Below are 22,751 nucleotides of genomic sequence, written 5' to 3'. Positions count from 1 at the left end.
TTTAATTCCCCGCGCCATCAAGCAACGGCTGCGCCAGCCAGCCGAAAAAGGAAAGCGCCTCTCCGGGGCGCGGGGCACAAAGGAACCGGTCAAGGGGCGCAAGCTGGCATTTCAATTCCGCCATGTGGCGAAACGACAAAACCAACGCATACGCTTGATTTCCTCCGAACGTGAATTTCCACCAGTCGGAGAAAGACATGAAAAAGCTGATTGAATTGCGCGAGAAGCGGGCCGGGAAAGTGGCCGAAATGCGCAGCCTCCATGCGAAAGACAAGCTGGAGGAAAACGAAGAGCAGCGCTTCAAGGCGCTGGAAACGGAGGTCGAGGATATCGACCGCCAGATTGTTCGTGAAGAACGCATGGCCGCTTTCGAGCGGGAAGAAAACGCCGATCCGGTCAACGACAATCGTGAGCTCTCGCGGGAGCTTCGCAACTACTCGCTGGCCGCCGCCATCTCCGGCGCGCTCTCGGGGCGTTTGACCGGCCGCGAGGCGGAAGTGCATCAGGAGCTTACACGCGGTCGGGAAAATCGTTCCGGCGCTTCGGGCATTCACCTGGCGGTGCCTTCCGACGTGCTGATGGGCACGATCGAGACCCGCGACCAAAGCGTAGGTACGGCAGCAGCCGGCGGCTACACCGTCGCAACCCAGCTTGGCCGGGTGGCGGATCGGTTCCGACCTTCGCTCAAGGTGGAAAGCATGGGTGCAACCGTGCTGCGCGGCCTGACGGGCTTTCTGGACCTGCCGAACATGATCGGTTCCGGTTCCACCTCGTGGGTGGCGGAAGGCGGCAATGCCACCCGTTCCTCTGTCACCTTCGGCAAGGTGTCGATGGCGCCGAACACGATCACCGGCGAATATGGCCTCACGCGGCGCCTGATGCTTCAGAGCAATGAAGCGATGGAAACCATTCTTCGCCGCGACCTGGGCCTGATGCTGGCACAGGGCCTTGACCTTGCCGCCATCGCCGGGACCGGGACGGATAATCAGCCGCTCGGGCTTCTCGAAACGGCGGACATTCCCACTGTGGAAACGGAAGTGGCCTTCTCCGATACCACGGCCAACCTGATTGCCGAGCTTGAACAGGACGACGTGACCGGCACGGCGGCTTTCCTGACAAACCCCACGGTGATCAAGGCTTGCCGGAAACTGAAGGATGGCGACGGCCACACCTTCTCCCAGGCCGAGCTTTTCCATAACGGCCGCGTCGAGGTTTCCACGCAGGTGCCCGACGATATCGGCGAAACGGAAGACAAGTCGGCGCTGATCTATGGTCAGTGGGGCGAGCTTTATATCGGCTACTGGTCAGCGGTGGATATCCTGATCAACCCCTATCACCCGGACGTGGCCAGCAATGGCGGTGCCCTGCTCCACGCCTTCCTCGACGCTGACGTGGTGGTTCGCCACCCCGAAGCCTTCGCCTTCGCGGAGATCTGATGATGGTGACGCTCGCTGACGCAAAGGCGCATTGCCGCGTTGACTTCGATGACGACGACGCCGTGATTGAGCGTTTCATTGCGGCGGCGGGCGCGCACCTGACATCGATCGGCGTGGACATGAGCGCCGATCCCTTGCCCGAACCGCTCGACCTGGCGGTGTTGCTTCTGGTCGGCCACTTCTATGCAAACCGGGAAGCGACAACGGATGAGGCCTTGCGGCGCATCCCCTTCGGCGTTGACCGGCTGATTGCCCCGTATCGGGAGAATTTCGCATGATGGACTTCGAAAAGCGCGGGCTTGCCGCCGAAATCCGCGCCAAGGGGCGCAGGCTCGAGGGCTACGCCGCGACCTTCAACAATCCCGCTGTCATCGGCGGCAGCTTCACCGAAACCATCGCGCCTGGCGCGTTCGCCGCTTCGCTTCGCGACGGCAACGATGTTCTCGCCCTTGTCGATCACGATCCGGGCCGGGTGCTGGCACGGACCCGTTCTCGCTCGCTGCGGCTTTCCGAAGATACGCGCGGCCTCGCCTTTGACCTCGACATTCCCGACACGCAGGCGGGCCGCGACGTGTTGGCGCTGGCAGAGCGTGGCGACCTTGGCGGCATGAGCTTCGGGTTTGCGGCGCTTGATGAGGATCGCAGCGGCGACCGTCGCGAGCTGCGATCCGTCGAACTCTTCGAAATTTCCGTTGTTCTGGCATGGCCCGCCTATGACGGCACAGTGATCAACGCCCGGATGCGCCAGACCGGCAACGCCTTCAAGGCCTATGCCGCGCGCAGCCTTCGCCTTCTGGAGCTTGGCCGATGAAATTCTTTCCCAGCATCTTCGGCGGCGAAAAGCGCGCCAGCACGATCAAGAGCGATGATCCCTATATTGCCGAGTTCTTCGGCCTTCGCGGTGGCGTCGGCGGATATGTCGATCCTACCCGCGCTTCCGGACAGGCCGTCGCTCATGCCTGTATTTCGGTGATCACGCAAACGCTGGCCTCGATGCCGCTGAACCTCTATCGCCGTTCGGCAAATGGCGGGCGGGAGCGGGCGACCGATCACCCGCTTTACCTGGTGCTTCACGATCAGCCGAATGAGACGCAGACGGCTTTCGAGGCGCGGGAATATCTGATTGCCTCTCTGCTTATCCACGGCAACGCATATGCCCGCATCACCCGGAACAACCGGGGGCAGGTTATGGCGCTCTATCCGCTTGACCCTGGGGCGGTCGCGGTCGAGCAGCTTGAAAGCGGGCGGCTTCGGTATCGGGTGACAGAGCGCCGTGGCGTCCGCGTCTACCTGCAGGAAGAAATGCTTCATGTGCGCTACCGGCTCGGCCGCGACGGCGTGATGGGGCTTTCGCCGATCCAGATCATGCGGGAGTCTTTCAACCTGGCGCTATCCCAGCAGGACGCGGCGGCAAAGCAGGCTTCAAAAAGCTACCGTATGGAAGGCGTTTTCACCTTCCCGAACGCGATCCCTACGGACAAGAAAACCGACGTCCTCGACAAGCTTCGCCAGAAGATCGAGGAGAACAACGCCACTTCGGGTGTTCACGTTCTCGACGGCGGCGTTGAATTCAAGTCAATGTCGATGTCGGCAAAGGATGCCGAGTTTATCGAGCGCATGAAGCTTTCAAACCTCGATATTTGCCGAGGCTACAACGTGCCGCCATCCGTTGCCGGGATCACCGACAATGCGACCTATTCGAACATCGATCAGGAAAGCCGGGCTTTCGTTGTCCGCTGCCTGTCACCGCTGGCGCGACGTTTCGAGCAGGCGATGAACACGGCCTTTCTGACGGCGAACAGTCGCCGGGCACTGTTCGTTGAACATGACCTTGCCGGACTGCTTCGGGGCGACATGAAGGCCCGCTATGAGGCGTATCGCGTGGGCCGGGAATGGGGCTGGCTTTCTCCGAACGAAATTCGCGGCCTGGAGAACATGTCCGAAATCGACGGCGGCAGCGAATACCTTTCGCCGCTGAACATGACGACGCTGGGCGCGCGGCCTGAAGGCGAAGGGGACGACTAGTGGCGAACCGGGCTGCATCCATCAAGCAGGCTGACCTTACGCGCTATGTCAAAGGCGTGGTTGCCGCTGGTGTGAGCATATCCCGGATCGAGATTGACCCCCGCAACGGACATGTCATCATCATCACTCAGAAGGTCGGAGAGAAGGAGGTGAACCCGTGGGACGAGTGAAAGCCTCCAGCCGGAAATATCCGGGTGCTACTCCCTATTTTGACAGACACGGAAAGCGGCGCTGGCGCTATCGCAAAGGCGGCCGGTCAATCGAGCTTGGCACCGACTATGGGTCGGAGGATTTCATTCAGCGCTATGAGATGGCGGTGAAGTCAATCCGCAGCCCAATCGGGGCTGACCGAACAATACCCGGCAGCGTCAACGATCTTGTCGTTGCCTTTTACAAATCTCCGGTATGGAAGGCTCTCGCTGACAGCACAAAGACAACCTATCGCGGGCACATCGAACCATTCCGCGAGAAGCACGGCGACAAACCTGTGAACAGGCTTGAGCGCCGGCACGTCATGAAAATTCTGGCGGAGAAGTCAGACACGCCAGCGGCGGCGAACAATTTGCGCAAGAGGCTTATTCAGCTTCTTGACCACGCGATAGCGCTCGACTGGATCAAGGCAAATCCGGCTCGATTGGTGAAGCCCTACAAAATGGAGGGCGGCGGTTTCCATACCTGGGACGAGGGAGAGATTGCCCGTTTCTTCGAGGTGCATGAGCCGGGAACAATGGCGCACACGGCGGTGACCATCATGCTCTATACCGGCGCGGCGCGGGTAGATGCCGTCAAGCTGGGGGCATGGAACATCAAGCAGACGCCGGAGGGCGATCGCTTCGAGTATCGCCGCCAGAAAACCATCAAGAGCAATGGCGTTTTGATATCCATTCCGCTGCATCCGGATTTGGCCGAAGTGCTGGCGACCTGCCCGGGCGACCGGCCGTTTCTTGCCACTGCCTATGGAAAACCGAGATCTGCCGATGGCTTGGGAAACATCATGCGAGATTGGTGCGATGCAGCCGGTCTTTCGGCTTGCTCATCCCATGGCCTGCGAAAGGCGTGTGCGCGTCGTTTGGCCGAGGCTGGGGCGAGCGCCCACGAAATAATGGCGGTCACCGGGCACAAAACGCTCTCCGAAGTGCAGCGATATACCGATGCGGCGACTCGGGAAGGGTTGGCAGACGCGGCGTTTGACAAACTGATATCCCGGCCAAATCGCGAACAAACATTGGTGAACCTACCTACAAGGTTCGCCAAAAAAGAACGTAAGTAATTGAAATTAAAGGATTAAATAAGATGATTGGTGGGCCTGGAGGGACTCGAACCCCCAACCAAGCGGTTATGAGCCGCCGGCTCTAACCATTGAGCTACAGGCCCCCCTGTCCGTAGCCGAGATGGGCTGGAACGGGCCGCGTCGGCAATGGCTCCTTGCGCGGACCCTCCGACTACTCCAAATTCATGGGCATCGCAAGTTCCCGCCGCATTGGCTTCACAATTGCCGGCCAAGAGGAAGGGACATCATTTCAAGGAGGGATATCCATGGCCACATTACCCGTTCGTCTCGCCGCCGCGGGCCTGCTTTTCGCGCTCCCGCTTGCCGGCACGGCAGCCCTTGCGGATGGCGCCGCGCCGCCGGCCGTCATCAATGTTTCCGCCGATGGCGATGCCACGCTGGTGCCCGACATGGCCACCGTCTCGCTTTCGGTCGTCAGCCAGGCTGATGACACGGCGACCGCGCTTTCGGACAATTCGGCCGCCATGCAGAAGGTGATCGACGCGCTGAAGCAGAACGGAATCGCCGACAAGGACGTCCAGACCAGCAATTTCTCGGTCAGCCCGCGCTATCAGCAGGTCAAGGCCGATGACGGGTCGATGACCAGCGAGATCGTCGGCTACGAGGTCCAGAACGGCCTCAATGTCCGGGTGCGCGATCTCTCGAAGCTCTCCGCCGTGCTCGATCAGGCGGTCAAGCTCGGGGTCAATTCCGGCGGCGGGATTTCGTTTTCCAACAGCGATCCTTCCGCCGCGGAAGACGAGGCCCGGCGCGAGGCCGTGGCCAATGCGCTCGCCAAGGCCGAAACGCTGGCCGAGGCTGCCGGCGTGACGCTCGGCAAGGTGATGTCGATCTCCGAGCAGAGCTCGATGCCGCGGCCGATGATGATGCGTGCCGACGTGATGATGGCGAAAGCCGAGGGCGCCCCGCCGATCGCGGCCGGCGAAAACACCTACAACATCACCGTCAACATGACGCTGGCGATCGAGCAGTAGAGTCGGCTCCGGCCCGGTCCGGCGCGTTCGCGCCGGACCGGGCATGCCGGCGCTGCGTGTCAAGGAAGCCTTCTTTCCTGTCTTGCCGCTCCGGCGATCTTCCGGCGGCCCGTCCTGTCTGCAGCGCGCCGCTGACGGCGCGATATTTTCCCGCGGCGATATGATGACTGTACCAGCCTGCAAGCGACCGGAGCGCGGCCTTGCCGGTTGCCGAACGGGCGCGGATATCTGCCGGTATTGTTGCCTTCCGCCTCGCCGTGAGTTGAAGCGAGACCTGACGCGGGCTTTGACCGCGCCAAAATTTTTGCTGCAGCCAATAACATTCGTGCGCGTCGCGTGATACTTGTAGGCCGGCTTCGGAAAGCGCGAGGGCGATATGCCGCATTGTCATGATTGTTCCGGCCTCTAGGGTGGAAAGCGTGATTGCGTTCGGCAGTTTATGTACCACGTCGGAATGAGGATGTCAGAGTGCGGACAGGGTTGGGTAAATGGGTCGCGATTATCGTCCTCGTTGCCGTTGCGGCGGGCGGCTACGCCGCATGGCGCAATCTCAACGGCGATACGCTTCCTGAAGGAATTGCCAGCGGGAACGGTCGTATCGAGGCGACGGAGATTGATATCTCCGCCAAGTCCGCCGGACGGATCAGCGAGATTTTCGTCAACGAGGGCGATCTCATCCAGGCCGGCGAGAAACTGGTGCAGATGGACACCAGACAGCTCGAGGCGCAGAAACGCGAGGCCGAGGCCAATCTGCGCAGCGCCCGCAGCGGCGTGGACGCGGCCAATGCCACGATAGAACAGGCGAAGGCGGAAAAACGGGCCGCCGAAGCGGTTGTCGAACAGCGCAAGGCCCTGCTCGATTCCGCCGAAGCCACCTATGCGCGCATGCAGAGACTGGTGCAGACCAATGTGTCCTCACGACAGGCGCTTGAGGATGCCGAGGCGGCCGCATTGCAGGCGAAGGCCGCCATGGCCGCCGGCGAGGCTTCGTCCGCCGCCGCAAGCGCAGCCGTCAGCACCGCCGAAGTTCAGCTTGCGAAGGCGGAGGCGGCAATCGATGCGGCTCAGGCCAGTATAGACTATATCCAGTCGATCATCGATGACAGCACCCTGACCGCGCCGCGTCCCGGACGCGTGCAGTATCTCGTCGCCCAGCCGGGCGAAATCGTTGCCGCTGGCGGTCGTATTCTCAACATCGTCGATCTGACCGATGTCTATATGAATTTCTTCCTGCCCACGGAACAGGCGGGCCTGACGGCAATCGGCGCCGAAACCCGCCTGGTGCTCGATGCCGCGCCGCAATTCACCATACCCGCCAGCATTTCCTACGTTTCCGATGTCGCCCAGTTCACGCCGAAGACCGTCGAGACCGAAGAGGAGCGCCAGAAGCTGATGTTCCGGGTCAAGGCGCGTATCGACCCGGACCTGTTGCGCAAGCATGTCGACCTCGTCAAGACCGGGCTGCCCGGCGTCGCCTATGTGCGTTATGATCCCGATGCCGCGTGGCCCGATGCGCTTGAAGGAAATCTCGCCCGATGAACGCTGCCGGTGAGCAGGATGGCGTCGCCACAGTCGCCAGCCTTCAGGGCGTCAGCCTGCTTTATCGAAAGACGACGGCGCTGAAGGATATCTCGCTTGATATCCCCGCCGGTTGCATGGCCGGCCTGATCGGTCCGGACGGCGTCGGCAAGTCGAGCCTGCTGTCGCTGGTTGCCGGCGCGCGTGAAGTGCAAAGCGGCACGGTGAAGGTGCTTGACGGCGATATCTCGGACGACGGGCACCGCCGCGCCGTCTGCCCGCGCATCGCCTACATGCCGCAGGGGCTTGGCCGCAACCTCTACGCCACGCTGTCCGTCTACGAGAACATCGATTTCTTCGGCCGTCTGTTCGGCCACGCCCACAGCGAACGCCGACGGCGCATCGAGACGTTGCTGAAGAGCACGGGACTGCTGCCTTTTGCGGACAGACCGGCCGGCAAGCTCTCGGGCGGCATGAAGCAGAAGCTCGGGCTTTGCTGCGCGCTCATCCACGATCCGGACCTTCTGGTTCTCGACGAGCCCACGACCGGCGTCGATCCCTTGTCCCGGCGGCAGTTCTGGAGCCTGATCGAGAATATCCGCGCCGCACGCCCCGGCATGAGCGTCATCGTCGCGACTGCCTATATGGAAGAAGCCGCGCGATTTGACTGGCTTGCGGCGATGAATGACGGCAGCGTTCTTGCCACGGGAAGCCCGGCCGAACTTCTGCATGCGACCGCCACCGACAATCTCGATGAGGCCTTCGTGGCGCTGCTGCCGGAAACCGCCCGCGGCGACCGCGAGCCGCTGGAAATTACCGCGCGCGAGGGCGACGATGCCGGTGACTATGCCATCGAAGCCGAGCATCTGAGCAAGCGGTTCGGCGATTTCACCGCCGTCGACGATGTCAGCTTCCGCATTCGCCGGGGCGAGATTTTCGGCTTTCTCGGCTCGAATGGCTGCGGCAAGACCACCACCATGAAAATGCTGACCGGGCTTCTGGATGCGAGCGACGGCAAGGCGAAGCTGTTCGGCCAGCCGGTCGATCCCGGCAATATCGACGTGCGCCGGCGGGTCGGCTATATGTCGCAGTCCTTCTCGCTCTATGCCGAACTCACCGTGCGGCAGAACCTTTATTTGCATGCGCGGCTCTACAGGTTGCCGGAGCAGACGATCGAACCGCGCGTTGCCGAGATGATCGCGCGGTTCGATCTCGCCGACGTCGCCGACGGCCTGCCGGACGCGCTGCCGCTCGGCATCCGCCAGCGCCTGTCGCTGGCGGTCGCGATGATCCATGGCCCGGACATCCTGATCCTGGACGAGCCGACGTCCGGCGTCGATCCGGTGGCGCGCGACGACTTCTGGCGCATGCTGATCGCGCTTTCGCGCATCGACAACGTCACGATCTTCGTCTCCACCCACTTCATGAACGAAGCGGCGCGCTGCGATCGGATTTCGCTGATGCATGCCGGCAAGGTGCTGGCAAGCGACAGCCCGGCCGCCATTATCGCCGCAAGCGGAAAGGCAACGCTCGAGGAGGCCTTCATCGGCCATCTGGAAGCGGTGACGGATAGCGGCGACGAGACGGAAACCCCGGTGGTCGCCGAAATTGCCGAAGCGGATGACGCCGACGAGCGGGGCGCCGAAAGGGCGCTGAAGCGCCATTTCGATTTTCGCCGGATGATGGCTTACTCCTGGCGCGAGATGCTGGAACTGCGCCGAGATCCGATCCGCGCGGCGATGGCGATCATCGGCAGCGTCATTCTGCTGCTGGTGATCGGCTACGGCATCAATCTCGACATCGAAAACCTGAGCTATGCCACGCTCGACCGCGATCAAACCGCAACAAGCCGGGACCTTACGCTCGATATTTCCGGGTCGCGTTATTTCGACGAGAAGGCCCCGCTTGTCGATTATGCCGATATGGACGGGCGCATGCGCGACGGGGAAATCAGTTTCGCCATCGAAATTCCGCCGAATTTCGCCGCCGACCTCGCGCGGGGCCGGGATGTCGAGATCGGCGTCTGGCTGGACGGCTCGATGCCGCAGCGGGCGTCTTCGGCCAGAGGCTATATCCAGGGCGTTTATGCCGCATGGCTCACCCGCAAGATCGAGGAAGTCTACGGGGCAGGGGCGGCCGATCCGGCCTATTCGGTCGCAGCGCGCTATCGCTACAACCCCGATATTCGCAGCCTCGTCGCCATGGCGCCGGCGGTCATTCCGCTGCTGTTGATGCTCATTCCCGCCATTCTCACGACGCTCTCCGTCGTACGGGAAAAGGAACTTGGTTCCATCGTCAATTTCTATGTCACGCCGACGACCAGGCTGGAATTTCTGATCGGCAAGCAGGTGCCCTATATCGTGCTTGCCATGTTCAATTTCGTCCTGCTGTTGGCAACTTCGCTGATGGTGTTTCAGGTGCCGTTTACCGGCAGCTTGCTGGCCTTCTCGGCGGCGGCCCTGCTTTACGTTGTCATTTCCACCGGCATGGGCCTTCTGGTGTCGACCTTTACCAGCAGCCAGATCGCGGCCCTTTTCGCCACAGCTCTTCTTACACTCATTCCGGCGATCCAGTATTCCGGCCTTATCGATCCGGTCAGCGCGCTTCAAGGCTTCGGCGCCATGATCGGCAATGTCTACCCGGCCACCTATTTCGTGACGATATCGCGCGGCGCCTTCACCAAGGCGCTCGGCTTTGCCGAGCTGCAATCCGCCTTCGTGCCGCTTCTCATCGCCATTCCGGTTCTGACCGTCGCCAGCACGCTGCTGCTCGGCAAGCAGGCGAGGTAGGTGATGCGGTTTTCCAATATCCTCCAGCTCGGCATCAAGGAATTGCGGGGACTTGGCCGTGACACGCTGATGCTCATTCTCATCATCTACGCCTTCTCGCTTTCCATCTACATGGAATCCTCCGCCATGCCGGAAACGCTCAACCGCGCGGCCATCGCGGTTGTCGACGAGGATCGCTCGGCGCTGTCGCACCGCATCATCGATGCCTTCTATCCCCCCTATTTCATCGAGCCGGAAATCATTACCACCGCCGAGATGGATGCCCGGCTGGATACCGGAACGTCGACCTTCGTGCTCGATATTCCGGCGAATTTCGAACGGGACGTGCTGGCCGGGCGGAAGCCGGAACTGCAGCTCAATATCGACGCCACGCGCATGACGCAGGCCTTCACCGGCAACAACGATATTCAGCAGATTATCGACAACACCGTCAGCGAATATCTGAACCGCTTTCCCGACGGCAGCGAAATTCCGGTCTCTCTCGATATCCGCGCCCGTTACAATCCGCAGCTCAGCGAGATGTGGTTCGGCTCGATCATCAACATCATCACCAACATCACAATGCTGTCGATGATCCTGTCTGGCGCGGCGCTGATCCGCGAGCGCGAGCATGGCACGATCGAGCACCTTCTGGTCATGCCGGTTACCGCGCTTGAAATCGTGCTCAGCAAGATCTGGTCGATCGGCCTCGTCGTCCTCGTCGCTTCTGCGCTTTCGCTCGTGATCGTGGTCGAAGGCATTCTCGGCGTGCCGGTCAACGGTTCCATGCCGCTGTTCATTGCCGGCAGCGCGCTGATGCTGTTTTCGATGTGCTCGCTCGGTATTTTCCTGGCAACCGTGGCGGGCTCGATGCCGCAGTTCGGCCTGCTGCTGATGCTGGTGCTGATGCCGTTGCAGATTCTTTCCGGCGGAATGACGCCGCGCGAAAGCATGCCGCAATTCATTCAGGACATCATGCTGCTGGCGCCCAATACCCATTATGTGACGCTGTCGCAGGCCATCCTGTTTCGCGGCGCGGGGTTTGATGTCGTCTGGCCGCAATTCGTCTGGTTGGCGGCGCTCGGACTGGCGCTCTTCGCCATCGCGCTACGGCGCTTCCGCGGCTTTCTGCAATAGAGTATCCGTTGGCCGTTGTTGCTCTGTCCTCGCCTGAGGGGCTCTATACGGAAAGAGGGACGGCGCGCTCGAACATCTGAAGGAACGCGTCCGGTTTCGAACTCTTGGCGAAAGCTTGCGATGCGGCGGAAGAGGGCGCCGCATCGCTGTCTTCGACTTCGGAAAGGGGCTCACTCGGTCCCGAAAAAGTCCTTCATCTTGGAGAAGAACCCGTTGGATTCCGGGTTGTTTTCTTTCGACGAAAGTTCCTCGAATTCCTGCAGCAGTTCGCGCTGGCGCTTGGTGAGCTTCTGCGGGGTTTCGACGCGGACCTGGATGTAGAGGTCGCCGCGATGCGAGGAGCGTAGCACCGGCATGCCCTTGCCCTTCAGGCGGAACTGCTTGCCGGCCTGGGTGCCTTCGGGAACCGCGACGCGCGATTTCGCGCCGTCGAGCGTGGTCACCTCGAACTTGCCGCCGAGCGCTGCCTGGGTCATCGAGATCGGCACGGAGCAGTGCAGGTCCGCGCCGTCGCGCTGGAAGAACGGATGCGGCTTGACTGAGAGGAAGATGTAGAGATCGCCTGACGGTCCGCCGCGCAGGCCAGCTTCGCCCTCGCCCTGAAGGCGGATGCGGGTGCCATCCTCGATGCCGGCCGGAATGTTCACCGAAAGCGAACGCTCCTCGACCTTGCGGCCCTCGCCCCGGCATTTGGGGCAGGGGTCGGAGATGATCTCGCCGCGACCGTGGCAGGTCGGGCAGGTGCGCTCGACCGAGAAGAAGCCCTGGGCGGCACGCACGCGCCCCGCGCCGTGACAGGTGCCGCAGGTGGTCGGCGTCGAGCCGGGCTTTGCGCCCGAGCCGGAGCATTCGTCGCATACGACCGAACTCGGCACACGGATCTGCGCCGTCTTGCCGTGGAAGGCCTCATCAAGGCTGATTTCCATATTGTAGCGCAGATCGGCGCCGCGTTCGCGGCCGTTAGGCTGGCGGCGACCGCGGGCCCCGCCCATCATTTCGCCAAAAATATCCTCGAAGATATCCGAGAAACCGCCCGCGCCGCCGAAGCCCTGCGCGCCGCCGCCGAAACCGCCGGCGCCCGGTCCGCCGTTTTCGAAGGCGGCATGGCCGAAGCGGTCATAGGCGGCCCGCTTCTGCGGGTCCTTCAGGGTTTCATAGGCTTCGTTGACTTCCTTGAATTTCTTCTCGGCTTCAGCGTTGTCCGGATTGCGGTCGGGGTGATACTTCATCGCAAGCTTGCGGAAGGCGCTCTTCAGCTCCTTTTCGTCGGCCGAGCGACCGACGCCGAGTGTCTCGTAAAAATCCGCTTTTGCCATGGAGATGCAATACCTCTTGAAAAAGAGTGACCGGCCGTCCTGGGACGGCCGGAATCATTCAGGTCCTATCCGATCGAAAGATCAGGCCGATTTCTTCTTGTCGTCATCGTCGCTGACGTCTTCGAATTCGGCGTCGACCACATCGTCGGACTTGGCATCGCGCGCCGCGTCTGCGGAAGCCTGGGCTTCTTCATCGGACTGCTGGGCCTCGTAGATCGCCTGACCGAGCTTCATGGAGACTTCCATCAGCGTCTGGGTCTTGGCCTGAATGTCATCGGCATTCGGCTCTTCGGCGGCCACGGCGGTCTTCAGCTCGTCGATCGCGGTCTGGATGGCATTGCGGTCATCCTCGGAAACCTTGTCGCCATGCTCCTTGAGCGACTGCTCGGTGGAGTGGATCAGGCTCTCGGCCTGGTTCTTGGCCTCGACGGCCGCACGGCGCTTCTTGTCTTCCTCGGCATGGCTTTCGGCGTCCTTGACCATCTGCTCGATGTCGGCGTCGGAGAGACCACCCGATGCCTGGATGCGGATCTGGTGCTCCTTGCCGGTGCCCTTGTCCTTGGCCGAGACGTTGACGATGCCGTTGGCGTCGATGTCGAAGGTGACTTCGATCTGCGGCACGCCACGCGGGGCCGGCGGAATGCCGACGAGGTCGAACTGGCCGAGCATCTTGTTGTCGGCGGCCATTTCGCGCTCGCCCTGGAAGACCCGGATGGTCACGGCGGACTGGTTGTCTTCGGCCGTCGAGAAGGTCTGGCTCTTCTTGGTCGGGATCGTGGTGTTGCGGTCGATCAGACGGGTGAACACGCCGCCGAGCGTTTCGATGCCGAGCGACAGCGGGGTGACGTCGAGCAGCAGAACGTCCTTGACGTCGCCCTGCAGAACGCCGCCCTGGATCGCCGCGCCAAGGGCCACGACTTCATCCGGGTTCACGCCCTTGTGCGGGTCCTTGCCGAACAGCTGCTTGACGGTTTCCTGAACCTTCGGCATGCGGCTCATGCCGCCGACGAGAACGACTTCGTCGATCTCGCTCGCCGAAACGCCGGCATCCTTGAGGGCAGCCTTGCAGGGGCCGACCGTGCGCTTGACGAGATCGTCGACAAGGCTTTCGAACTTGGCGCGGGTCAGCTTCAGCGTCAGGTGCTTCGGACCGGTCGCATCCGCCGTGATGAACGGCAGGTTGATCTCGGTCTGCGACGAGGACGACAGCTCGATCTTTGCCTTTTCGGCGGCTTCCTTCAGGCGCTGCAGGGCAAGCTTGTCGGAGCGCAGGTCGATGCCGTTTTCCTTCTTGAACTCGTCGGCAAGGTATTCGACGAGACGCATGTCGAAGTCTTCACCGCCGAGGAAGGTGTCGCCATTGGTCGACTTCACCTCGAAGACGCCGTCGCCGATTTCGAGGATCGACACGTCGAAAGTGCCGCCGCCAAGGTCGTAGACGGCGATGGTCTTGCCTTCGTTCTTGTCGAGGCCGTAGGCGAGCGCGGCAGCGGTCGGCTCGTTGATGATGCGCAGGACTTCAAGACCGGCGATCTTGCCGGCGTCCTTGGTGGCCTGGCGCTGGGCGTCGTTGAAGTAGGCCGGAACCGTGATGACGGCCTGCTCGACCTTTTCGCCGAGATAGGCTTCGGCGGTTTCCTTCATCTTCTGAAGGACCATGGCCGAGACCTGCGAGGGAGAATAGGATTTGCCGTTGGCTTTTACCCACGCGTCGCCATTGTCGCCCTTGACGATTTCGAAGGGAACGAGGCCCTTGTCCTTGGTCACGGTCGGGTCTTCGTAGCGGCGGCCGATCAGGCGCTTCACCGCGAACAGCGTGTTGGTGGGGTTGGTGACGGCCTGACGCTTGGCGGGCTGGCCGACAAGGCGCTCGCCATCTTCGGAAAAGGCCACCATCGACGGCGTCGTGCGCGCGCCTTCGGCGTTTTCGATCACCTTCGCATCCTTGCCATCCATGATGGCGATGCAGGAGTTGGTGGTTCCCAGGTCGATACCAATTACTTTAGCCATTTTATTTTCTCTCCTTTTAAGCAGGCCATCCGAACCCTTCAGGCATTCCTTGACGGCCCCTTGAGCATGGTCTTGATTTGATTTCCAGGGCGGCGATAACGCCGTTGTGATCGGTATATAATAAGCGCCAAAACGCTCTGCAAGGCGCTGTGGGCGGCTTAAAACGCCATTTATGACCAAATTTTACACGTGATCGCGGATTGCCCGGCCGGTGCGCACGAGCCGGAAATATCGATTCCGTGACGCTCATGATGCAGACGGGCAGGCGCGTTCCCAGACCGTGCGCGGCAGCAGGTGCACGCCGCTCGCCGCGGAAGCGCCATCGCCGACGATATGGCCGATGCCCTCGGCCATCACCGCGAGCGTCATGTCGAACGCATTCAGGCTGTCGCCCTCGCCGCCAACGAGATTGGCCATCGCGCCGTCGACGAACAGATGGATGCAGTTTTCCGAGGCGAGGCGGTAGGTCGTGACAGCGGGCAGGGCCCTGGTTTGCGGCAGGTCTGCGAGCGGCGCCAGTTCGATCTCGTCGATGCGGTGGCCGGCATTGAGCAGGAAGCTGCCGTCCTTCAGGCGCTGGATCACGGAATATGGCACGACATGATGACCGCCGGTTCCGGTGACGATCACATCGGCGAGCGGCGCAAGCGCCTCGACCGATCCGGCCAAAAAGCCGTCATAGCGCGCCTGCAGAACCCGCGCCGGGTCGATCTCGGCCACCATCACCGTGCCGCCGAAGGCCCGCGCGCTGGCGGCGAGCCCTTGGCCGACGGAGCCGTAGCCGACCACCAGCACGGTCTTTTCATGCAGGCTCAACAGCGTGCGGGTGAAGAAGGCGTTCCAGGTGGTGAGCCCCACCATGTGGCGGTTGTGCAGCCCTTCCTTCACCGGGAGATCGTCCCAGTTGAAGATCGGCCATGGCGGCAGCGCGCCCTGAAGCCGGTTGATGCCGGAGCCCGTGGCCTCCAGCCCGGCTTTGATCGGCGGCATCTCCATCCCTTCGCTGAGCAGCATATGGGTAAAATCCGCGCCCATTTCGCTGAGATGGGTCGGACCCCATTCTAGCCCGGCGCGGATCGCCGCGCGCCAGTCCTCCTCCGGCATGTTCCTGTAGGCATCGACCCGCGCGCCGGCGGCGCGCATCGCGTCGACAACCTCGTTGCGCACGGTCGCCGGGTTGCAGGTGGTTATGAACAGCGCCGCGCCGCGGCCCGCAAGCCCTTCCACCAGCGGCAGCATCTTCATGTCGAGATGCATGCTCATCGCCAGCCGGATTCCGGTCATGTCGGGCAGGTTTTCAACCGCGCGTGCAGTGCGCGGCATATGGGCCTTCGCCCATGTCGGCGTGATTTCAGTCATTCGGTTCGTTTCTTTCAGCGCTATCGTCCGTGGCGCTTCTGATAGCGGCCGCGCAGCCAGAATACCAGAAAAACCGCCAGGACGAAGGCGATCCCGACGGCGACCGCGAGCCAGACGGAGTATTGCGCGAGATAATTGACCGCGTCGGGCAGGAAATAGCCGCCGATCAGCAGGCCGAAAAAGATCAGCGCCGCGGCGATGATCGTGGAGCGGTTGCCGGTGGGTTGATCAGCCATGCGCGCCTGCCTCCCGGATTTCGGCAAGCGTGCGGATCTGCCTGCCGTCGGCGGTGAAGTTTTCCGGCGCCAGAAACGCTTCGAAGGCCGCCTTGCGCGCCGGCCATTCGCTGTCGATCATCGCATACCAGGCGGTGTCGCGGTTCCGGCCCTTGGCGACCATGTGGTTGCGGAAGGTGCCCTCATAGGTAAAGCCGAGCCGCTTCGCGCTGGCATGGCTCTTTTCGTTCTCGTTGTTGAGCTTCCACTCATAGCGGCGATAGCCGAGATCGTCGAAGATGTGGCGTGCCATCAGGTAGTGAACCTCGGTCGCCATGGTCGAGCGCTGCATTGCCGGGCCATGCGCCACCGCGCCGACCTCGATCACGCCGTTCTTCTCGTCAAGCCGCATATAGCTTGCCATGCCGACCAGCTTGCCGGTTTCAGCCGAGCGGAAGACCCGGGTGACATAGCTGCCCGAGGCATTCTCGCGGTCGAGCCAGGCGCGAAAATCCGAAGCATCGGCAAACTGCCCGTTCGGGAAATACTTGAGAAGGTCGTTGATCGCGTCCGCCGCCCCGCCGAGCCCTTCCCAGAGTTCAACGGCGTGACGTGCGCCATCATAAGGCTCGACAATCACGCTCGCGCCTGCGGCGACGATCGGCTGCGGACGCTCGCGTGGCGCGAAATTCGTCAGATCCTGCATCGCAATACCTTTGCAATCGGAAAGACCCCGACGAAAGGCCGGGGTCCTCAACACCTTGAAATAGCGAGGGCCTAGGCCTTCAGCGTCGCGCAGGCCTCTTCGGCAAGCTTGCGGATGCCGTCCCAGTCGCCGCGCGCGACCATGTCCTTCGGCGCTACCCAGGAGCCGCCGACGCAGATGACGTTGGGCAGTTTCAGGTAATCCGGCGCATTCTGGAGCGAAACGCCGCCGGTCGGGCAGAACATGACATCGGGGATCGGCGAGGAGAGCGCCTTCAGATAGGGCGCGCCGCCGGCCTGTTCGGCGGGGAAGAACTTCATCACCCGGTAGCCTTCCTCGCGCAGCGACAGCACCTCGCTGGCTGTCGCCGTGCCCGGCAGCAGCGGCACGTCGCTGTCGTCTGCGGCATCGAGAATATCGCCGTTGATGCCGGGCGAGACGATGAACTCGGCGCCCGCCTTTTCGGCTGCGGCATAATCGCGCGCCGAAAGGATGGTGCCGGCGCCGATCACGGCCCCTTCGATCTCGTCGGTCATCGCCTTGATGGCGTCGAGCGCGGCATCGGTACGAAGCGTGATTTCCAGCGTCTTGAGCCCGCCTTCCACCAGCGCGCGCGCCAGCGGCACGGCATGTTCGACGGATTCGACGATCATCACCGGGATCACCGGCTGCGCGGTGAGCGCCTTGAGGAGGGTTTCGGTTTTCGCTTCCATTCTCGCACCGCTTTCCTAGTTGATATTGTCCATGGGATACCCCGGCAAAGCCGGCAAGTCGAGCCCCGGAACCGGGTTATTCTTTGCTGCCCATTGCCTGTGGGCGCAGTGATCTTCATAAGGGAATTTCGTCACGGCGGCATGACCGCCAGAGGCAGGGCTGAAAGCGTCCGGGAGAACGATCATGGCCAAGGAAATCGAGCGCAAGTTTCTGGTCGATGGCGACGGCTGGAAGGATGGCGCGGAAAAGGGCGTCCGCCTGACCCAGGCCTATCTGATGAGCGGCCCGCAACGCTCGGCGCGAGTGCGCATCTTCGATGGCGGCCGCGCACGGCTGACGATGAAGTTCGGCGGCGCCGCGCTCAGCCGCGATGAATATGAATATGACATCCCGCTTGCCGATGCGCTGGAACTTGTGAGCCATGCGCTGGGTGCCGTCATCGACAAGACACGCTACTGTCTCGCCGACGGCGGATATGTCTGGGAAATCGATGTCTATCATGGCGATCTCGCGGGCCTCGTGGTGGCGGAGGTGGAACTTCCCGATGAGACCGCCACGCCACCGCTTCCCGATTGGCTCGGCCGCGAGGTGACCGGTGACCCGCGCTATCTGAACCAGACGCTTTCGGAAACCGGCCGGCATCCTGAGGAGGCAGACTGATATGGCATTCTCGCTCGATCCCGATCGCCCGTTCGACGCCGCCGTCCGGAAAGTCGCCGTCTCCCAGTTCGAAGATGCGATCCGCGCCCTGAAGAAGCAGCCGAACGGCGTCCATGAAGCGGTTCACGACGCCCGCAAGAAGTTCAAGCGGGTGCGCGGCCTCTACCGGCTGGTCCGCCCCGCCGCGAAGGATTTCGCGAAAGCGGAAAATGCCCGCATCCGCGATCTGGCGAATTCCCTCTCGGCCGACCGGGACGCCGCCGCGCTGATCGAATGCGTCCGCTATCTCAGGCTGAATGCGGCCGAAGGAAAGGTCGACATGGCGCTGGCCCGGCTCGAGGCGGCGCTGATCGTGCGGCGCGATGCCAGGGCGGTTTCCGAGGATGCGCTGCAGAAGAAGGCGAAGGCGGCGATCGACGTCTGCCGGGAGGCCATCGCTGCGGTCGAGAACCAGGATTTCGACGGGAAATCGCCGGAAAAGGCGATCGCCAAGGCCTGGCGCAAGCAGCTTGCCTCCGCCCATGTCGCCATCATGGCGGTCCGGGCCGAGGCGACAGACGAGCATTTCCACGATTTGCGCAAGGAGGCGCAGATCTACTGGATGTTCTGCGCGCTTGTCGCCGATATCTGGCCGACGGCGCTGAAGGCCAAACGCGCCGACGCCAAGGCGCTTGCCGATCTCATTGGCCACGAGCACGACCTCAGCGTGATGATCGCGCTGCTTGACGGCCCGGACGCGCCGGCACTGTCTGAAAAGACCCACCGGATCTGCCGCGAGGAAGCGATCGCGCAAAGGGCGCGGTTGCGTCGCCGGGCGGTGAAGAACGCCCGCAAGGTGTTCGACGACGAGGCGGAAATCGAGAGCGCGATTATCAAGACGCTCTGGCGCAAGCGCGTCGCGCGCGGCGAAGGCTGACAATTGCAAAGCCTCAGCAATGGGTGTATTGGCCGCAAACACGCCCCTGCCGATTGAAAACGTAACGCGGAGACAGGCCATGTCCTATCTGGTCGCAGCTCTTTATCATTTTGCCCGCTTCGCCGATTATGAATCGTTCCGCGCGCCGCTTCAGGCCGCAGCCGACGAGAACGGCGTCAAGGGCACGCTGCTTCTCGCCCATGAAGGCATTAACGGCACGATCGCGGGCACGCCTGAGGGCATCGCCAACGTGCTCGCCTTCATCCGCGCCCGGCCCGAGCTTGCCGGCATGGAGCACAAGGAAAGCCACGCTTCGAAGATGCCGTTCAACCGCATGAAGGTGCGGCTGAAGAAGGAAATCGTCACCATGGGCGTCGACAATATCGACCCCCTGAAGACGGTCGGCACCTATGTCGAGCCGAAGGACTGGAACGACCTGATTTCCGATCCGGACACGATCGTGATCGACACCCGCAATGATTACGAGACCGCGATCGGCATCTTCCGCGGCGCCGTCGACCCGAAGACCAAGACCTTCCGCGAGTTTCCCCGCTGGGTCGCCGAAAACCAGGGCCTCCACAACAAGCCGAAGATTGCGATGTACTGCACCGGCGGCATACGCTGCGAAAAGGCAACCGCCTTCATGAAGGAGCAGGGCTTCGACGAGGTCTACCATCTGAAGGGCGGCATCCTGAAATATCTCGAGGAAGTGCCGGAAGAGGAAAGCCTCTGGGACGGCGCCTGCTTCGTGTTCGACGAGCGCGTCTCCGTGACCCACGGCCTGAAAGAGGGCGAGCACGAACTCTGCCATGCCTGCCGCCATCCGGTGACGCCCGAGGACAAGCTTTCCGCCGACTACGAGGAAGGCGTTTCCTGCCCGCATTGCGCCGACAGCTATTCGGAGACCGACCGCGCCCGCTTTCGCGAACGCCAGCACCAAATCGCGCTGGCGAAAGCCCGCGGCGAGCGTCATCTCGGGGCGTAGGGCCCGTCAGGCACTGTGGGCAGGCACTGCGCCGACTCTGAATTTACCCGTCTTTAATCATGATTGGTTAGCTTCGCCTCAACAAACAAGCAAGACGGTCGGCATCATGCGTTTTCTGGCAAAATCCCTGGCAGTTTCGGCAGCAGTGCTGCTTTCCGCCTGTTCGACATTCTCGTTCCTGCCGGGCGCCTCCGAGCCGATCCCCACGCCGATCGCCGCCAATCCCGCTTCGCTCCGGATCGCGGTTCTGGCCCCGGAGGAATTTCGCCTGCCGAAGGGAGAGGTCGAGCTGACCGTCTATCAGCGCGGCGCGGGCGGCGATATCAGCCAGGATTACACGCTGGTGAATGCCGATTCCGAGAAGGTCGATGCGGCGGTTGCCGAATTCCGCAAGCCGGGGCAGGTGGTGACCCTGTTGAGACTGGCGCCCGCCGATGCGCTGCGCCTGCGCGACCAGCAGGAGCAGATGGCGGCCGCGCGCGGCGCCGGCAGCGCCAAGCCGGGCTTCGAGGTCGACCTCGATTCCACCTGCTGGAACGGTCCGATGGTGGCCCCCGTGGTGCCGCTCGATGTGCTGATCAGGGCCGATTCCGGCGAGGAATTCCACCCGCTGCTTTCCGATATCGATATTTTCGCGCTGATGAACCGGCCGGAAGAATCGCGCCTGAAGCGCTGTTCCTGAGGCTTGCTTCAGTCCCGGTGCTCGCGGGCCAGCGCGTCGATGGCGCGTTCCATGCCGGGACGGATCGCCACCATCAGCGTGGCATAGCCTTCCTCGACCGGCCAGAACCGCTCGGCGAGATACGGCCCGACGCCGGGGGCCGCGCGGGTGACCGCGATATTGGCGTCGCGGGTGTTCCATTCCGTCAGCCGCATGATCAGCTGCTCGTCGACCGCTTCCTGTTCCATGTCGGGCCGCACGAAGACCTGCCAGATCCAGGCTTCGCCGGCCGTGACCGGCTGGATCGCCGCCGCAATCATCTCGCCCGAAAGATAGAGCGCGTGGATGCGAAGCTGGTCGTTGCGGCCAAGCTTCTTGGCCGTGGGCAGCAGCGCCGCAAATCGGGACCGGTCTTCCGCGACCGTCGTCGTGAGCGCTGACAGCTCATCCAGCATCAGCGCCGTTTCGGATGGGTTGCGGGCGATGTGGTAGCCGATCTTGCCGCGCGCATTCAGTGCTTCCCATTTTGCAAGATTGGCCTGCCAGGCCTCGCGCTCGCCGGGCGTCAGCGCCGCGCCAGCGGGGTTGATCGGACCCGACAGCGCGCGTCGCCGGCGGGCATGGGTGACCCGGAAGGCAAGGCCGCGGGCGGCGGCCACGGCGCGGGCGAAGCGCATGAACGCGCCATCGGCAAGCAGATGCGGAAACACGGCAATGCCCGGCAGGTTGACCAGCGAACCGGCGAGCGCCTCGAACAACTGATCGAGCGTCGCCATCGGCCGGTGGCGCGAGATCAGCGGGGCGTGATAGCCGATATCGCCGATTGCGTGGGCGAGCAGGTGCGAGCCGTTGCCGCGCACCGAAAAGGTCATCAGTGCGGTTAGATTGTCATCACTGTCGCCGTCTTCCATCAGCGCGACCCTCAGCAGCGAATGGCGCTCGCCGAGCGCCGGCAGCAGGAAGGCCGGGGTCTGGAAGATGTTGCGCTCGATCGCGCTCTCGGCCAGCCGGTCCATGGCTGGTTCCATATGATCCGGAGCCTGCGAATAGAGCGAGAATTCGCCGCCGCTTCGAACCTCGAGGCGGATATCGGGAACCGCCTTGCCGGGCTGGACGACGGAGAGCTTGGATTTGAGGCGGGCCGGCGGGCGTTGGCCAAGGTCCTTGCGAATTATGCTCATGGCCGCGCCCCTTTCGGCCGGCGGCCGAAGCGCGATGCGCACGGCATGTCCGGCAAGACGGGCAGCTCTGGGGGGCCTGAACGCATGGATACTGAACTCTTACAAACGCACTTAACAAGGGATAACCGGTTTCGGTTAACAAAGCGTTGGCTACTCTCACGCCACACCGGCCTTGCAATTTTGGCCGATACGGGCAGACTGTCGTGTAAGTGTCATGTTTGCGAAGCGGAGACGCCATGGCTGACAAGCCGGAAACGCAACGCGGCCGGGCTGCCGCCAACGCCAATGTGGTGGAGCTCAGCCAATATCGCGCCGGCCAGAAGGCCGAGCCCCTGCCGGTGACCTTCCACCGGCGCGAACTGGACGCGATCCTCTGGATCTACGGCCGCATGGTGGGCGAGGGCGAGTGGCGCGACTATGCGCTGGACCACCTGAAGGACAAGGCGGTGTTCTCGGTCTTCAAGCGCGCAGGCGAAATGCCACTCTACCGGATCGAGAAAAACCCGAAACTCGCCGCCCGCCAGGGCGCCTTCTCGGTCACCAACACCGCCGGCATGGTGCTCAAGCGCGGCCACGACCTGAAACAGGTGCTGAAGGTCTTCGACCGGAATTTGAAGCTGGTGGAGAAGTAGCCTCTGACTGATGCTCCGCCGTCCGCCGGGGCGTAGCTGGGGATGAGACCCGCAAAAAGGAAAGGTCTTCCAAAAAATGAGGGCTCAGTTTGCTGACAAACGTCTCCCACACTCTGGGTCATCCTCGGGCTCGACCCGAGGATCCAGGCAGACTGGCAAAGTCTTTGTTATAAATCCTTGAAAATTCAGAGACTTAAGCCGCCTGGATGCTCGGATCAAGTCCGAGCATTGTTTGTTGGATCTGCGC

At 62.5% G+C, this 22,751-nt stretch carries 23 protein-coding genes and 1 tRNA gene; 15 read left to right on the top strand and 9 right to left on the bottom strand.

Annotated elements, in window-relative coordinates:
- Nucleotide 1 precedes the first annotated feature (1 nt).
- Nucleotides 2-199 (bottom strand): hypothetical protein, encoded by a 198-nt coding sequence (locus V6766_RS23350; protein ID WP_448470669.1) that lies wholly within the window; start codon nt 197-199, stop codon nt 2-4.
- Here V6766_RS23350 and V6766_RS23345 point away from each other — a divergent pair.
- The 6 genes from V6766_RS23345 to V6766_RS23320 are packed head-to-tail and all read left to right on the top strand — an operon-like array spanning nt 198 to nt 4,731.
- Nucleotides 198-1,436, top strand: coding sequence for a phage major capsid protein (locus tag V6766_RS23345; RefSeq protein WP_448470668.1), 1,239 nt, complete (start codon nt 198-200; stop codon nt 1,434-1,436). The genes V6766_RS23350 and V6766_RS23345 overlap by 2 nt on opposite strands.
- Nucleotides 1,436-1,714: a head-tail connector protein gene (locus V6766_RS23340; RefSeq protein WP_448470667.1), complete on the top strand. Its 279-nt coding sequence runs from the start codon at nt 1,436-1,438 to the stop codon at nt 1,712-1,714. The genes V6766_RS23345 and V6766_RS23340 overlap by 1 nt, the downstream gene beginning before the upstream one ends.
- Complete coding sequence (locus V6766_RS23335; protein WP_448470666.1) at nt 1,711-2,247, top strand: HK97 family phage prohead protease; 537 nt, start codon at nt 1,711-1,713, stop codon at nt 2,245-2,247. Before V6766_RS23340 ends, V6766_RS23335 begins: the two co-directional genes overlap by 4 nt.
- The gene (locus tag V6766_RS23330; protein WP_448470665.1) at nt 2,244-3,461 is read left to right on the top strand and encodes a phage portal protein; all 1,218 of its coding nucleotides are present in this window, start codon (nt 2,244-2,246) and stop codon (nt 3,459-3,461) included. The genes V6766_RS23335 and V6766_RS23330 overlap by 4 nt, the downstream gene beginning before the upstream one ends.
- Nucleotides 3,461-3,631, top strand: a complete 171-nt coding sequence (locus tag V6766_RS23325; protein ID WP_448470664.1) for a hypothetical protein — start codon at nt 3,461-3,463, stop codon at nt 3,629-3,631. The genes V6766_RS23330 and V6766_RS23325 overlap by 1 nt, the downstream gene beginning before the upstream one ends.
- Entirely contained in the window at nt 3,619-4,731 is a 1,113-nt protein-coding gene (locus V6766_RS23320; RefSeq protein WP_448470663.1) for a tyrosine-type recombinase/integrase, read from the top strand. Before V6766_RS23325 ends, V6766_RS23320 begins: the two co-directional genes overlap by 13 nt.
- 28 nt (nt 4,732-4,759) lie before the next feature.
- On the opposite strand, the gene V6766_RS23315 is transcribed toward V6766_RS23320, so the two are convergent.
- Nucleotides 4,760-4,835, bottom strand: a tRNA-Ile gene (locus V6766_RS23315).
- Nucleotides 4,836-4,997: 162 nt separating this feature from the next.
- On the opposite strand from V6766_RS23315, the gene V6766_RS23310 reads away from it, so the two are divergent.
- The 4 genes from V6766_RS23310 to V6766_RS23295 all read left to right on the top strand — a co-directional run bounded on the left by V6766_RS23310 (nt 4,998) and on the right by V6766_RS23295 (nt 11,149).
- Nucleotides 4,998-5,726 carry an SIMPL domain-containing protein gene (locus V6766_RS23310; RefSeq protein WP_448470662.1) on the top strand — a complete coding sequence of 243 codons (729 nt, stop codon included), beginning with the start codon at nt 4,998-5,000 and terminating at the stop codon, nt 5,724-5,726.
- A 480-nt stretch (nt 5,727-6,206) separates the two neighbouring features.
- Nucleotides 6,207-7,265 carry an HlyD family secretion protein gene (locus V6766_RS23305; protein WP_448470685.1) on the top strand — a complete coding sequence of 353 codons (1,059 nt, stop codon included), beginning with the start codon at nt 6,207-6,209 and terminating at the stop codon, nt 7,263-7,265.
- On the top strand, nt 7,262-10,033 hold the full coding sequence (rbbA, locus tag V6766_RS23300; protein ID WP_448470661.1) for a ribosome-associated ATPase/putative transporter RbbA: 2,772 nt from the start codon (nt 7,262-7,264) through the stop codon (nt 10,031-10,033). Before V6766_RS23305 ends, rbbA begins: the two co-directional genes overlap by 4 nt.
- 3 nt (nt 10,034-10,036) lie before the next feature.
- Nucleotides 10,037-11,149 (top strand): ABC transporter permease, encoded by a 1,113-nt coding sequence (locus V6766_RS23295; RefSeq protein ID WP_448470660.1) that lies wholly within the window; start codon nt 10,037-10,039, stop codon nt 11,147-11,149.
- A 170-nt stretch (nt 11,150-11,319) separates the two neighbouring features.
- Here V6766_RS23295 and dnaJ read toward each other — a convergent pair whose 3' ends face one another.
- The 6 genes from dnaJ to V6766_RS23265 all read right to left on the bottom strand — a co-directional run bounded on the left by dnaJ (nt 11,320) and on the right by V6766_RS23265 (nt 17,468).
- Nucleotides 11,320-12,465: a molecular chaperone DnaJ gene (gene dnaJ / locus V6766_RS23290; RefSeq protein ID WP_448470659.1), complete on the bottom strand. Its 1,146-nt coding sequence runs from the start codon at nt 12,463-12,465 to the stop codon at nt 11,320-11,322.
- A gap of 81 nt (nt 12,466-12,546) precedes the next feature.
- Nucleotides 12,547-14,475 (bottom strand): molecular chaperone DnaK, encoded by a 1,929-nt coding sequence (gene dnaK / locus V6766_RS23285; RefSeq protein WP_448470658.1) that lies wholly within the window; start codon nt 14,473-14,475, stop codon nt 12,547-12,549.
- A gap of 246 nt (nt 14,476-14,721) precedes the next feature.
- On the bottom strand, nt 14,722-15,834 hold the full coding sequence (locus V6766_RS23280; RefSeq protein ID WP_448470657.1) for an NAD(P)-dependent oxidoreductase: 1,113 nt from the start codon (nt 15,832-15,834) through the stop codon (nt 14,722-14,724).
- Nucleotides 15,835-15,854: 20 nt separating this feature from the next.
- Entirely contained in the window at nt 15,855-16,070 is a 216-nt protein-coding gene (locus V6766_RS23275) for a hypothetical protein (protein WP_448432428.1), read from the bottom strand.
- Nucleotides 16,063-16,755: a GNAT family N-acetyltransferase gene (locus tag V6766_RS23270; RefSeq protein ID WP_448470656.1), complete on the bottom strand. Its 693-nt coding sequence runs from the start codon at nt 16,753-16,755 to the stop codon at nt 16,063-16,065. The genes V6766_RS23275 and V6766_RS23270 overlap by 8 nt, the downstream gene beginning before the upstream one ends.
- 71 nt (nt 16,756-16,826) lie before the next feature.
- Nucleotides 16,827-17,468, bottom strand: a complete 642-nt coding sequence (locus V6766_RS23265) for a 2-dehydro-3-deoxy-phosphogluconate aldolase (protein ID WP_448470655.1) — start codon at nt 17,466-17,468, stop codon at nt 16,827-16,829.
- A gap of 184 nt (nt 17,469-17,652) precedes the next feature.
- Here V6766_RS23265 and V6766_RS23260 point away from each other — a divergent pair, with 184 nt between their 5' ends.
- The 4 genes from V6766_RS23260 to V6766_RS23245 all read left to right on the top strand — a co-directional run bounded on the left by V6766_RS23260 (nt 17,653) and on the right by V6766_RS23245 (nt 20,712).
- A complete protein-coding gene (locus V6766_RS23260; RefSeq protein WP_448470654.1) occupies nt 17,653-18,129 on the top strand; it encodes a CYTH domain-containing protein in 477 nt (158 codons plus the stop codon).
- Nucleotide 18,130: 1 nt separating this feature from the next.
- Nucleotides 18,131-19,045: a CHAD domain-containing protein gene (locus V6766_RS23255; protein WP_448470653.1), complete on the top strand. Its 915-nt coding sequence runs from the start codon at nt 18,131-18,133 to the stop codon at nt 19,043-19,045.
- A gap of 79 nt (nt 19,046-19,124) precedes the next feature.
- Nucleotides 19,125-20,030 (top strand): oxygen-dependent tRNA uridine(34) hydroxylase TrhO, encoded by a 906-nt coding sequence (trhO, locus tag V6766_RS23250; protein ID WP_448470652.1) that lies wholly within the window; start codon nt 19,125-19,127, stop codon nt 20,028-20,030.
- A 106-nt stretch (nt 20,031-20,136) separates the two neighbouring features.
- Nucleotides 20,137-20,712: a hypothetical protein gene (locus V6766_RS23245; RefSeq protein WP_448470651.1), complete on the top strand. Its 576-nt coding sequence runs from the start codon at nt 20,137-20,139 to the stop codon at nt 20,710-20,712.
- Nucleotides 20,713-20,720: 8 nt separating this feature from the next.
- On the opposite strand, the gene V6766_RS23240 is transcribed toward V6766_RS23245, so the two are convergent.
- Entirely contained in the window at nt 20,721-21,872 is a 1,152-nt protein-coding gene (locus V6766_RS23240) for a GNAT family N-acetyltransferase (RefSeq protein ID WP_448470650.1), read from the bottom strand.
- A gap of 236 nt (nt 21,873-22,108) precedes the next feature.
- Here V6766_RS23240 and V6766_RS23235 point away from each other — a divergent pair, with 236 nt between their 5' ends.
- Nucleotides 22,109-22,504: a DUF2794 domain-containing protein gene (locus V6766_RS23235; RefSeq protein WP_230719212.1), complete on the top strand. Its 396-nt coding sequence runs from the start codon at nt 22,109-22,111 to the stop codon at nt 22,502-22,504.
- The last annotated feature ends 247 nt before the right edge of the window (nt 22,505-22,751 follow it).

It is taken from the genome of Martelella sp. AMO21009 (assembly GCF_053484295.1).
The sequence above is the reverse complement of the archived record's forward strand: the minus strand, read 5'-3'. Positions and strand labels throughout refer to the sequence as shown.

Excerpts from the sequence above, each read along its gene's own strand:
- V6766_RS23345 (WP_448470668.1), top strand. The coding sequence starts at position 198 with ATGAAAAAGCTGATTGAATTGCGCGAGAAGCGGGCCGGGAAAGTGGCC.
- V6766_RS23350 (WP_448470669.1), bottom strand. The coding sequence starts at position 199 with ATGTCTTTCTCCGACTGGTGGAAATTCACGTTCGGAGGAAATCAAGCG.
- V6766_RS23340 (WP_448470667.1), top strand. The coding sequence starts at position 1,436 with ATGATGGTGACGCTCGCTGACGCAAAGGCGCATTGCCGCGTTGACTTC.
- V6766_RS23335 (WP_448470666.1), top strand. The coding sequence starts at position 1,711 with ATGATGGACTTCGAAAAGCGCGGGCTTGCCGCCGAAATCCGCGCCAAG.
- V6766_RS23330 (WP_448470665.1), top strand. The coding sequence starts at position 2,244 with ATGAAATTCTTTCCCAGCATCTTCGGCGGCGAAAAGCGCGCCAGCACG.
- V6766_RS23310 (WP_448470662.1), top strand. The coding sequence starts at position 4,998 with ATGGCCACATTACCCGTTCGTCTCGCCGCCGCGGGCCTGCTTTTCGCG.
- rbbA (WP_448470661.1), top strand. The coding sequence starts at position 7,262 with ATGAACGCTGCCGGTGAGCAGGATGGCGTCGCCACAGTCGCCAGCCTT.
- V6766_RS23295 (WP_448470660.1), top strand. The coding sequence starts at position 10,037 with ATGCGGTTTTCCAATATCCTCCAGCTCGGCATCAAGGAATTGCGGGGA.
- dnaJ (WP_448470659.1), bottom strand. The coding sequence starts at position 12,465 with ATGGCAAAAGCGGATTTTTACGAGACACTCGGCGTCGGTCGCTCGGCC.
- dnaK (WP_448470658.1), bottom strand. The coding sequence starts at position 14,475 with ATGGCTAAAGTAATTGGTATCGACCTGGGAACCACCAACTCCTGCATC.
- V6766_RS23280 (WP_448470657.1), bottom strand. The coding sequence starts at position 15,834 with ATGACTGAAATCACGCCGACATGGGCGAAGGCCCATATGCCGCGCACT.
- V6766_RS23275 (WP_448432428.1), bottom strand. The coding sequence starts at position 16,070 with ATGGCTGATCAACCCACCGGCAACCGCTCCACGATCATCGCCGCGGCG.
- V6766_RS23270 (WP_448470656.1), bottom strand. The coding sequence starts at position 16,755 with ATGCAGGATCTGACGAATTTCGCGCCACGCGAGCGTCCGCAGCCGATC.
- V6766_RS23265 (WP_448470655.1), bottom strand. The coding sequence starts at position 17,468 with ATGGAAGCGAAAACCGAAACCCTCCTCAAGGCGCTCACCGCGCAGCCG.
- V6766_RS23260 (WP_448470654.1), top strand. The coding sequence starts at position 17,653 with ATGGCCAAGGAAATCGAGCGCAAGTTTCTGGTCGATGGCGACGGCTGG.
- V6766_RS23255 (WP_448470653.1), top strand. The coding sequence starts at position 18,131 with ATGGCATTCTCGCTCGATCCCGATCGCCCGTTCGACGCCGCCGTCCGG.
- trhO (WP_448470652.1), top strand. The coding sequence starts at position 19,125 with ATGTCCTATCTGGTCGCAGCTCTTTATCATTTTGCCCGCTTCGCCGAT.
- V6766_RS23245 (WP_448470651.1), top strand. The coding sequence starts at position 20,137 with ATGCGTTTTCTGGCAAAATCCCTGGCAGTTTCGGCAGCAGTGCTGCTT.
- V6766_RS23240 (WP_448470650.1), bottom strand. The coding sequence starts at position 21,872 with ATGAGCATAATTCGCAAGGACCTTGGCCAACGCCCGCCGGCCCGCCTC.
- V6766_RS23235 (WP_230719212.1), top strand. The coding sequence starts at position 22,109 with ATGGCTGACAAGCCGGAAACGCAACGCGGCCGGGCTGCCGCCAACGCC.